Origin of the sequence: Streptomyces sp. NPDC002476 (genome assembly GCF_042889785.1) — a bacterium.
Lineage (GTDB): Bacteria > Actinomycetota > Actinomycetes > Streptomycetales > Streptomycetaceae > Streptomyces.
In genome coordinates this window covers 1-10444 of the sequence record NZ_JBIARH010000080.1, presented here as the reverse complement: position 1 = coordinate 10444, position 10444 = coordinate 1, and the positions used below count along the sequence as shown (strand labels likewise).

8 protein-coding genes and 5 pseudogenes are annotated in these 10444 nt (G+C 69.1%); 9 read left to right on the top strand and 4 right to left on the bottom strand.

Translation table 11 applies throughout. The features are described 5' to 3' along the window. Positions 1-199 precede the first annotated feature (199 nt). The 8 genes and pseudogenes from ACFYXM_RS36360 to ACFYXM_RS36325 all read left to right on the top strand — a co-directional run. Entirely contained in the window at positions 200-1219 is a 1020-nt protein-coding gene (locus tag ACFYXM_RS36360) for a dihydrodipicolinate synthase family protein (RefSeq protein ID WP_389296042.1), read from the top strand. Beyond that, positions 1203-2231, top strand: coding sequence for a hydroxyacid dehydrogenase (locus ACFYXM_RS36355; protein ID WP_389296040.1), 1029 nt, complete (start codon positions 1203-1205; stop codon positions 2229-2231). Before ACFYXM_RS36360 ends, ACFYXM_RS36355 begins: the two co-directional genes overlap by 17 nt. Next, positions 2146-2649 (top strand): zinc ribbon domain-containing protein, encoded by a 504-nt coding sequence (locus ACFYXM_RS36350; RefSeq protein WP_389296038.1) that lies wholly within the window; start codon positions 2146-2148, stop codon positions 2647-2649. The genes ACFYXM_RS36355 and ACFYXM_RS36350 overlap by 86 nt, the downstream gene beginning before the upstream one ends. 771 nt (positions 2650-3420) lie before the next feature. After that, a pseudogene (locus ACFYXM_RS36345) lies at positions 3421-3591 on the top strand (hypothetical protein); the annotation flags it as partial. Positions 3592-3747: 156 nt separating this feature from the next. Beyond that, positions 3748-4638, top strand: a complete 891-nt coding sequence (locus ACFYXM_RS36340) for a hypothetical protein (protein WP_389296046.1) — start codon at positions 3748-3750, stop codon at positions 4636-4638. Between the two features lie 366 nt (positions 4639-5004). Beyond that, on the top strand, positions 5005-5643 hold the full coding sequence (locus ACFYXM_RS36335) for a thioredoxin domain-containing protein (protein WP_389296036.1): 639 nt from the start codon (positions 5005-5007) through the stop codon (positions 5641-5643). A gap of 241 nt (positions 5644-5884) precedes the next feature. Then, positions 5885-6331: pseudogene (locus tag ACFYXM_RS36330) on the top strand (hypothetical protein); the annotation flags it as partial. An 8-nt stretch (positions 6332-6339) separates the two neighbouring features. Continuing rightward, positions 6340-6822: pseudogene (locus ACFYXM_RS36325) on the top strand (type IV secretion protein Rhs); the annotation flags it as partial. 231 nt (positions 6823-7053) lie between these two features. Here ACFYXM_RS36325 and ACFYXM_RS36320 read toward each other — a convergent pair. The 4 genes and pseudogenes from ACFYXM_RS36320 to ACFYXM_RS36305 all read right to left on the bottom strand — a co-directional run. After that, positions 7054-7482, bottom strand: coding sequence for a septal ring lytic transglycosylase RlpA family protein (locus ACFYXM_RS36320; RefSeq protein ID WP_389296035.1), 429 nt, complete (start codon positions 7480-7482; stop codon positions 7054-7056). A 44-nt stretch (positions 7483-7526) separates the two neighbouring features. Continuing rightward, positions 7527-8393 carry a glycoside hydrolase family protein gene (locus ACFYXM_RS36315; protein ID WP_389296033.1) on the bottom strand — a complete coding sequence of 289 codons (867 nt, stop codon included), beginning with the start codon at positions 8391-8393 and terminating at the stop codon, positions 7527-7529. Positions 8394-8410: 17 nt separating this feature from the next. Next, positions 8411-9205, bottom strand: coding sequence for a thaumatin family protein (locus tag ACFYXM_RS36310; RefSeq protein WP_389296044.1), 795 nt, complete (start codon positions 9203-9205; stop codon positions 8411-8413). 789 nt (positions 9206-9994) lie between these two features. Then, positions 9995-10150: pseudogene (locus ACFYXM_RS36305) on the bottom strand (IS630 family transposase); the annotation flags it as partial. A 65-nt stretch (positions 10151-10215) separates the two neighbouring features. Here ACFYXM_RS36305 and ACFYXM_RS36300 point away from each other — a divergent pair. Further along, positions 10216-10444, top strand: a pseudogene (locus ACFYXM_RS36300) (IS1380 family transposase); the annotation flags it as partial.

The window sequence follows — 10444 nt, the reverse complement described above, 5'->3', positions numbered from 1 at the left end:
GGCAGGCCGACTGGCTGCGCCGCGGGCTGCCACTCTCCGGCAAGCCCACCAAATTCCAGGTCCGCGACGGAAGGTTCTGATCCACCCCATGTCCCGTACGCCCGCAGCCGCGACCGCGCCTGCACCCGGCCCCGTAGCCGCGACCACTCCCAAACCCGTACCCTCCTCGGCGGCCGCGGCAGCCCCGGCACGCACTCCGATGGAAGTGCTCGCTGAGGGAGCCGTCATCCCCGCTCATCCACTCGCCCTCGGCGCCGACCGCAAGCTCGACGAACGCCGGCAACGCGCACTGACCCGTTACTACCTCGCCTCCGGCGCGGGCGGCCTCGCCGTCGCCGTCCACACCACCCAGTTCGAGATCCGCGAACCGGGCATCGGCCTGCTGGCACCGGTCCTCGAACTCGCCGCCGAGACCGTGCGGAACGAGGCCGGCCACCCCGTCGTCACCGTCGCCGGGGCCTGCGGCCACACCGCGCAGGCCGTCTCCGAAGCCGAGCTCGCAGCCTCCCTCGGCTACGACGCCGTGCTGTTGAGCCCCGCCGTGCCCGGCGCCGACGAGAAGGGGCTGCTGGACCGGGCCCGCGCCGTCGGCGAGGTGCTGCCGGTGATCGGCTTCTACCTCCAGGAGCCCGTCGGCGGCCGTTATCTCTCGCCGTCGTTCTGGAGCTCATTCGCAGACCTGCCGAACACCGCGGCCATCAAGATCGCGCCCTTCGACCGCTACCGCACCGCCGATGTCGTGCGGGCCGTGGCGGCCGCCGACCGCGCCGACGAGGTCGTCCTGTACACCGGCAACGACGACGACATCATCGGCGACCTGCTCACCCCGTACGAGACCAAGGGCACTCGGCGGTGGTTCGCCGGCGGGCTGCTCGGCCAGTGGTCCGTTTGGACCGGCTCCGCCGTCACCCTCCTCGATCAGGTCCGGCGGGCACGCGCCGGTGACCACGACGCCATGGTCGGCTGCCTCGCCCGCCGTCCGGAGCTCACCGACGCCAACAGCGCTGTGTTCGACGTGCGCGGCGGATTTCGCGGCTGTATCGCGGGTGTCCATGAAGTGCTGCGCCGCCAGGGTCTGTTGGAGGACATCTGGTGTCTCGATCCGAAGGAGGTCTTGTCTCCCGGCCAGGCCGAAGAAATCACCCGGGTCGCCACGGCCTACCCCTGGCTCACCGACGACGACTTCGTCGCGGAGCACCTCGATGACTGGCTCTCCTGACCCGGGGGCGGCCCGCCGGCCGCGGGTCGTCGTCGCCGTCCCCCCGCACCTTCGTGAGCAGTTCTTCACCCCCGAGGTGTGGCAGAGCCTCTGCGCCGCGGCGCAGCCGGCCGTCCTCGACGAGCACACCGACCGGGACGCACTCGGTGCGGCGCTGCCCGGTGCCCGTGCCCTGATCACCGCTTGGGGCACGCCCCGCCTCAGCGAGGAACTGCTCGACGTCGCCGACCGACTGGCGATCGTCGCCCACACCGGATCGGCGGTCGCCCCGTACGTCACCGAGGAAGTCTTCCGGCGTGGGATCCTCGTCACCCAGGCCGGTGACGCGATGGCACGCCCGGTCGCCGAGGTGGCCCTGGCGTTCACCCTCGCCCTGCTGCACCGCATCCACCGCTTCGACCACGCGCTGCGCGGCGGAGCCGACTGGGACGAGGCCGGCCAGGCCCCGCCGCGGCACGAGATCCAGGGCTGTGCGATCGGCGTCATCGGAGCGTCCCGCACCGGTCGTGCGTACATCGAGCTGGCGAGGGCACTGGGGGCACAGGTCGCGGTCACCGACCCGTATCTGACGGACGAGGACGCACAGCGGCTCGCGGTACGGGTGGTGCCGCTGGACGAACTGCTCCGTGGCAGCCGGATCGTCGCCGTGCACGCCCCTGCCACCGCCGAGACCCGGCGCATGCTGGGTGCGCGCGAACTGGCGCTGATGCCCGACGGCGCCGGTCTGGTCAACACCGCCCGTTCCTGGCTCGTCGACGAGGACGCGCTTCTGGCGGAGGTGTCGGCGGGCCGGCTGGACGCTGCGATCGACGTCTTCGACACCGAACCACTGCCGGTCCGCCACCTGTTCCGGAAACTCCCGAACGTTCTACTGACCCCTCATCAGGCGGCGGGCACCGCCGAGTGCCGTCAGCGGCTCGGCGCAAGTGCCGTGGAGGAGGTGCTGCGGTTCCTGCGCGGCGAGCCACCATTGCACTTCGTGGGGCCGGACGCACTGGCTCGCGTCCTTTGATCACTCGATCGCAACCACACCGGGCCCAGAGGTCGACCAGTTGTTCCTCGGGGTCGAAGGCCTCTCTGTTGCCTTCGGAGTCGAGGAATTCCTGAAGGTCGTAGACGCCGCGTGGCGGGAGCCGGAACAGGCGCAGCCCGTCGCGGAAGGAGCGGCGGGCTTCTGCTTCGGGGTTGGTGGAGGCGTGTGCTCGCAGTGCGGCGTGAAGGACGGCCCGCATGCCCTGCACGTCCGGGAATGGACGTGCAGGGCATGCGGGGCGGTCCTGGACCGGGACATCAGCGCGGCGGTCGACATCGCCAAGGCGGCCGGACTGGCCGCGACAGCCTGCAGAGCGCAGGTAGGACGGGCGCCCGTGCCCGCACCGCGCAGCGAAGCAGGAACCCACTCGACACCGCAGCCTTCAACGGCGCGGTAGGCGGGAATCTCCCCCTTCAGGGGGAGAGGATGTCAAGCGCTCGGCCGCTGACCTGCGGGGCGGTGCCGGGCATCGGCCCAATGTCCGGCACAGGCGCGTCTGCCGCCGGGCGTCGGCGCATCACGCCTGTATGCGCGAGGGCCGCGCGGAGATCCTCCATGGCAAGCGGGAACGTGACGAAGCCCTTCCCCTCGTGGGAGGGAAGGGCTTCGTGCGCGAGCGCCGGGCAGGCCTTGCACCTGCATTTCCCCGCAGGAAGCGGGACGTCTTTCCTTGGACCACCAACGCAGCGTCAGCCGCCGTGACTTGCGGCGAACCAACAAGATCAACTGTAGCGCATGCCGTCCTTCGGCTGAGCCCGGCCGGCGAATGGCATGCGGCGGCTGGGGTTCGGCTTGGCGACGCCGATAGCGACTGTGGCGGCCTCCGCGACGACCGGCTACTCCAGTCGGGCCTGCGGCGGCACCGCGCGAGCGGGCATGCAAAGGTCCGTCACCCTGCGAACACCTATTTGCAATAGCTGCCCCGGGCAACACCGCCGACTGGCCCCACCAGGCTACGACCGGCACAATGCCTGCAGTGCGCGAACTGGGGGAGTTCACCCAGTACGGTCCTTGTCCAGCATCCGGTACTTGGTCGAGAAGCCCGAGCTGAACGCTCCGCCCATCGAGGTGGAGTTGATCCATCCCGACATGGCCGAGCGATCACACACTTTCTCCCATGTCGGAGCAGATTCACGGATGTCGTCGTACAGACCGTTCTCGGCCCGGTTCTGTCGACTCCTTCGGCCAGCGGGGCGTGGAGCTGGGCGAGGTACTCGCCAAGCGCGTCGAGCCCGTGCTCACCGGGGGCGCCGACGTACCGGGGCTGGATGCCTCCACGCGGGCCCTGGTCACCATCTACCGGGAGCTACGCGAACGGCGGCGAGCGCGGTGCGGGTAGCGGGCGATGGGGCGTCGTCCGCTGCCCATAGAATCCACCGGCGATCATGCAAGCGAACGCTTAGGGGAACACAAAGTGCCAGGTATGCGGGAAAGTTGGACAGGGGGCGAGCTCACGGGCCGGTCCTTCCTGGCTCCCTGGAGGGTCGCAAGCGTGGTGTTCCATCCCGCCTGGATCCCGGATTCGCTCGATCCGTCCATAGACCGGCTCAAGCGTTTGCGGGTCATCGCCGGAGTGATCGCATCACTCGGTGTCTACACCTATGTCCAGGGCGGCTTCGACATCATGGAACTGATGGAGAACGCGATGGTCGCCTCCATCGTGCTGCTGTTCCTCACCCCGCTGACGGTCGGCGTGATGCTCCTCGTCTGGCGGCGCACCGGCACCGTGCGGCAGCTGCGGGCCTCGCTGTTCAACTCTTTCAAGCTGCTCGTGCTGTTCGTCGGTTGCGTGGTGGGCCTGGTCCTGCTGGTGCAGTCGGAAAGCTCTTCGATGGGCTTCCTACGGTCCTTGGTTACCGCCCTGACGTCGCTGTGGATGGCCGTCTTCGTGGTCCGGGGAGCCGTGCGGGTCTCCGGTAACTTCTTCGGCACGGCCGCGGTGCACCGCAGTCTGCCCGCGCTGCTCGCCACGGTGACCAGCTGGCTGATGGCCAGCTGGGACCTCGTGACCGGAGATCTGCACGGACTCAGCCTCACCATGGGGATCGTCTTCATCCTGGGCGCCCCGGTCACCGTCACGGCCATCGCGCTGCTGGAGACGAGCTGGCTGAAGCGGCGTTACGGCATCCGGCTCGGCACGCACCCAGCGAGCCTGCCGCCCACCCCTGGCCCCGTCCGGCCGACGGAGCTGCCGCACGTACCACCGCAGCAGAACCCCTACGACCACCCGCACCCGTCCACCACGGTCGGCCACCCCTACGCGCCGGCTCCGCAGAATCCGTACGCGCCGGGAGCCGCCGGGAACCCGTACGCACCCGGCCCGCAGAATCCTTACGCCCCGCACCCTCAGCCTCCGCACCGCCCGCAGAGGCCTTACGGAGGCTGACCGGTCGAGGTGTTCCGGCGCCGCCGTCAGGTGACCCCGCTCAGCGCGTCCGCCGGCTGACGTCGGGCCGCGCGCGCGGCGAGAGCGGCAGCGCCCAACACGGCGGCCACACGACCAGAACGGAACCACCCGAAGAACCCCGCTCAACGACCTTCGCACCCCCGTCCTACTCTCTATGTCCTGGTCCGAGGAGGGGATACATGCTGCTGACGCATGCCGGAAGACGGTTGGCCGCCATCCTGACAGTTTGCGTGCTGGGACTCTCAGTGAGCGGATGCGGTGGGGGAACGACACAGAGGCCGAAGCCGGATCCGCTGAATTCGGCCTTGGCCCAGTTGGGAACGCTGTCCGAAAAAGTTGGAAGTGGTGCCCGAGAAGCTGGACACCGACGGCACCACCATCATTGTCGGAGATCCGCAAGCCCTGGTCACCGTGCACCTCTATGAGGATCCGCGTTGCCCCGTGTGCCAGGAGTTCGAACTCACCGGCGGCGGACCGCCGCTGCGCGTCCTGACCGAGTGGGGTGTCACCAAAACCGAGTACACCTTCGCCTCCTTCCTGGACGACAGGGTGGGAGGCAGCGGTTCGAAGAAGGCGGTCAACGCGCTGCGCGCCGCGCTGGAAGCCGGAAAGTTCGCCGAGTACCACGCCCTGCTCTACCAGCATCAGCCAGAAGAGTCGGTGGACGGGTACACGGACGCCTATCTCCTGGAACTGGCCGACAAGGTCGAAGGGCTGCGCGGCCCGGCATTCGACACCGCCGTCAGGACGATGAAGTACCGCGATTTCGTGACCCGCTCCGAGCGGGCCTACGAGCGAGCCGATGAAGAGGACACTCGCGGCCCGGGTACACCGACCGTCTTGATCGACGACGTCCTGATCTCCGAGGAACATCGCTGGGTGCTGTTCGACCGGGAGGCGTTCGGCCGGCTGCTGGTGACGATCAGGACACAACCATGGCGGTGGGTCGGCCCCCTGACCGATGACCTTCCGCTGGACGACTGAGGGCCGCTTTCCGGCTCCGAGGCACGCTGCTCCCGGCTGGTTGCCCCCACGGGGCAGCAGAGGCGGATCCCGGGGGACGCCGGGGGCGGCCCAGAGCATGGACACGCAGGCTCCGTGCCGCACAAGCCGCAGAAACAGGGGGTCGCCGGAGCCTCCGCTTCCCGTCGCGGCCGCGACGCGACCCGATGGGCCTCGGTGACGCGATCAGCCGGATGATGACCGAGCGCAGCTGGGACGCGGCTGCCGCCGGTGGCTCCGTGCTCGACCGGTGGCCGGCCAACGCACCCACGCGAGCGCGCTCGCGGACCGTCTCGGGCTGGCGGCGGGCACCCAGTGGGAGCACGACCAGTACGTCGAGGGCTCATTCAAGGTCGGCGTCAATGCCCTGATGGGCGGCAACCCGCACGCCGACGAGGAGGACATCGCCCAGCAGAACTGGGGTGACATCCTCACCCCTGACTACCTGGACCCGGACTGGAGCGCCGAGTCGTTCGAGAAGGCGGGCCAGGACATGGAGCGGACCTGGAAGGACACCGGCCGCACGGTTCTCACCGAAGGGGCGGGCGATCAGGTGTCGGAGAGGCTCAAGACCGGGCTCGGCATCAGTGACAGCCAGTGGGACCGGGCACTGGACGACACGTTCGGGCCGTCGCCCGAGGAACGCGCCCAGCAGGCGCAGCAACAGGCGAGCCGAACCGTGAACAGCGGAACACCGCCGCGGAGACGGCCCGTGCCGCGGTCCGCGGCGCCCGTGACATGGCCCCGGAAAAGCCCTCGTACGCACAACAGGTGGGCGACGGTCTGCAGGAGTGGCAGATCATCAACGACCACGTCGGCGGCGGCGTCATCAAGGGCACTGCGGGGCTGGTGAACTTCGTCCGGGGAGTCAATCCGCTGGATCCGTACAACCTCACTCATCCCGCCGAGTACACCACCAGCCTCAACAGGCTTGCCGCCGGCCTGGTGGTCGCCGCCAACGACCCGGTCGGCACCGGCAGGCAGATGATCAGCGACTTCATGAAGGACCCTGCGGAAGGGTTCGGTCGGTTGCTGCCCGATACGGCCCTGACCGTGGCCACCGGCGGTGGCGGGTCCGTCGTCAAGGGTGTCCGTCTCGCCGCGGACATGGCAAAGGCCTCCCGGGTCCGCAGGCTGCTCGACCGCGCTCCCCACGGCACTTTCACTGGCAAGCGCCGGGACTGACAGTCTCGGATCGAATGGGGGGACGTCGAGAGTGGCCGAGGATGAGCCTTGGACAGGTGACGATCAAGATCAGCGCCCCGGATGCGTCCGCTGCGCCCGCGGCCGTGGTGGGGCACGTCCCGGGACAACCGGCGGTTGGCAGACTTCCGGGGGGCGGTGCCGGGGCGGTCGTTCTTGCCTGGCCACCCTGGCACCGGAGGCGGGCCCCTACGGAAGCACTTCCTCCGTCACCTCGATGTGGCCCTGGTCCGGGTCGATGACGCCGCCGAGGCGCTGGAAGGCGCCATCGGTGAGGTCGAGGCACTTGGGTTCCTGCGGGGTCTGGGTGAAGGTGCCACGGTCGTTGATGCGGACGACGAGAGACGCGCCGTTCGCGTTGTTGGTGACCTTCACCAGGGTATTGAAGGGGAGTTGCGGGTTACGGGAGAGGGAGGTCGCCGCGGTGTCCGCGTTGTTGTCGAAGATTTCGCCGCTGGCGGTGTAGGAGCCGGGCGGGATGGGGCCGTAGTGCGTCGCCCAGCAGGTGTCGGCGAGCGGGACGGCGGGCACGGCGGAGCTGGGCGGCGCCGCGACGACCACCGCGGTGAGGGCGGTGAGGCCGACGGCCAGCCGGGCGAGAGGGAGTGAGCGGATCATGGTCGCTTCCTTTCCGGAGCGGGAATGCGGGACAGGGCTGCGGCTCAACCCGCCGCGCGGTAGGCGGCACCCACCTGCGTGGCGGTCGTGCCGTTGTACAGTCCGGTGCCGTCGCCGCGGCCGGTGGAGAGCGTGAACCAGGCGTACCGCTCGACGAACGGCAAGCCCTGGAGCATGGCCGTCGACTGCTGCACGAAGGCCGCCTGCTGCTCCTGCGTCGGGTACCGCGGCGTGCCGGACGAGAAATCGATGAGGGCGTACTCGGTGAGCCAGAGCGGTTTGTGGTGGCGGTCGTAGGTGGCCTGGAGGTAGCCGCGCAACTGGTTGGTGGCGTTGGTGGCGTTGAAGTCGGCGCCGTACCAGTGGACGGGCAGGAAATCGACCTTGAGGCCGCGGCTGGTGGCGCCCCGGAGGAACTGGCCGAGCCAGCCGTCGGCGGTGTCCGCGCCGGTGGCCACCGCGGGCGCGCCGAGCCGCAGGCCCGTCGACTGCAACCGGGGCCACAAATCGAGTGCTTGCTGCACGGTCATGGCCGCTTGCCCCGGATGGTCGGGCTCGTTGAAGCCGAGCAGGATCGTGCCCTGCTGCTTGGCCTGGTCCATCTCGGCGTCGGTCACCGAGCCCGGCCCCCAGATCATCGGGACGAACTCGACGCCATTGGGCGCGGCGATCCCTGACCTGCCCGAGGACCAGGTGTAGAACCAGCCGACCCCGGAATCGGCGAGGTCTTGGGCGACGCCGTCGAAATTCCAGGCGCTTGCGCCCTTCTTCTTCACGTTGGCGGCTTCCGAAACCGCGATCCGGTCCGTGGCCGGGGTGCCGTTCGGGGCTTGGGCCGCCGCGGCGCGGCCGGTGGCCGAGAGCGCGAGCGGGGCCGCCAGCGCGGCGGTGAGGATGCTTCTTCTGCGCATGGTGCGTTCCCGTCCGTTCAGGCGCCGCGGTGGAATTCGACCGTGAAGCCGCTGCACCGGCTGCACTGCTGCATGACGTGGTTGCCCGGCTCCTGGTCCTGCTTCGACCAGCCGTACGCCTTCGGGCAGTTGGTGGTGATCATGTTGCTGTAGGGGGTCTTGGCGTCGCGGTCCGGGCTGGTGCACAACTTCGGCGTGCCGTCGCCCCACCGTGTCAGGTTGTCGGCGGGACACTTCGGCAGCAGATCTTCGGGGCAGCCCACCTCGCCGCAGCCGCCACCGGAGCCGGACACCTCGCTGGGCGTGATCGTGATCGGCACGGAGAAGGCGTTGACGTAGCTCACGTTGTACCAAGGCGCCAGGCCGTCACCGCGGTCGAAGTTGAACTCGGCGAGACTGACCGGCTGTTCACCGGTATTCGGTGCGCAGTGGTCGGCGAAGACACCGCAGTCGCCCAGCTCGCAGTGGAAGTCGCTGCCGGACTCGCCGCCGCACCCCATACGGGCGAAGAACTTGCCGCGCCAGTAGCCGGGGGCCGCGTCCTCCGGGACGGCCACCGTCGCCGACTGCCCGGGCTCCAGGACCGGCAACGATCCGAAGTTCTTGGAACCGTCGGCGTTGACGGTGCTGCCGACCCAGATCTTCTTGCCGGTGCTGTTGACGAACGTCACCGTGTGGGCGGTCACGGTGACCGCGGCCGGGGCGGCGCCGTCGAGCGCCGTACCTGTGGCCGACTTTGCCTGGGGCCGGGCGCCCGTGTGCGATGGGACCAGCATCAGCAGCACGGCGACCACGGCGATCGTGGCCGCCACAGTACTCAAAGCCTTGCGCAAAGGTCCTCCGTCGAATGTGCGGTGGGGGATGGGGAGTCGGGGTCGGGCCGGTCACACCGGTGGGCGCGGCGAGCGTCGGCACGACATGCGGCGCCCGGAGCGCGTCGCGACGGGCGGCGAGTCAAGATCCGGACCGTCTTCGGGCCAGCACCCCACCGTTCGCCTCGATCCGAACGAACCCGCTGATGTCGCACTCGCCGAAGATGCCGGGCTTCTTCCAGGGCCCGGAAGAAGGCGCCTGACCTGATCTTCTGTCCGGCAGGTGCCCTCGTATAGGCCTTGCCCAATTCGTCGGGTTCGACTCGGATGAGCACGACGAAAGGAAGTGCTTCTCGATTCGCTCCTGGCCGACGAGGATCCAGGCCCGTACCGCCTTCGAGCGATCCGGACGCCGGAAGGTCAACCTCCTAAAACCGGCGGCCCCGGGAGCCATCGGCAGCCCATCGGACATACGCCTCCTTGCATCCGCAGGCCAATCGCGAAGCCAGTACGGCCAAGGGGCCGACACTCGATCACACCGTTGCTGACTCGCCTGGAACAGATCCTGCACGCTCCACGCCCTTCGGAAACAGTCGCAGCAGGGGCGCACATGAGTTCGGCTACTCAAATCCCACTCGGACTGCTTTCGGACTGCCTCAGGCATATGAAGTTCAGGCCGTACATCCCGCTATACGTTTTCGGATGGGTAACGCTGCGAAGCATTCAGCCCAGTACCGGCGAGAAGACACTCACCGCGCCTGGCAGGCACTGCTGCCCACCGGTGCCGGGCTCTGCGATCTCCACCACCGGCATGCCCTGCGCGGACAGCAGCACCATCTGGGCCCGCCGCCAGGTCACCACCGACCCGGTGCCTCTGTGGGTGATCCGCAGCAACCGTCTGCCCTCTTCGTCGTCAATCTCCCGGACCTGCACGCGTTCAGCCACGTGATCATTCTGGCCGTCCGGTGCCGCCCGGCGCAGCGGGCGCGGCAGCGGATGCCTAGGTCACCAGCTTCGTGGCCGGGATGGCGGCGGGTGCGGACAGCATCGACGACCTGAACGTTCTGCGCCATGGGGCGATGCCGGCCGTGTTCGGCGGGATCCGTTCCCGGTCCACGCTGGGCGCGTTCCTGCGCGCGTTCAGCCACGGTCATGTCCTTCAACCCCCGGGCTGTCCACCGCCGGTTCCTGGCCGCACTGGCCGTGCACACGCCCGTGCTGCCGGGCTCGGACGAGCCG

Bases quoted from the DNA above. Each gene is read 5' to 3' on its own strand.
- ACFYXM_RS36360 (WP_389296042.1), top strand. From the start codon at position 200: ATGGAAGTGCTCGCTGAGGGAGCCGTCATCCCCGCTCATCCACTCGCC.
- ACFYXM_RS36355 (WP_389296040.1), top strand. From the start codon at position 1,203: ATGACTGGCTCTCCTGACCCGGGGGCGGCCCGCCGGCCGCGGGTCGTC.
- ACFYXM_RS36320 (WP_389296035.1), bottom strand. From the start codon at position 7,482: ATGATCCGCTCACTCCCTCTCGCCCGGCTGGCCGTCGGCCTCACCGCC.
- ACFYXM_RS36315 (WP_389296033.1), bottom strand. From the start codon at position 8,393: ATGCGCAGAAGAAGCATCCTCACCGCCGCGCTGGCGGCCCCGCTCGCG.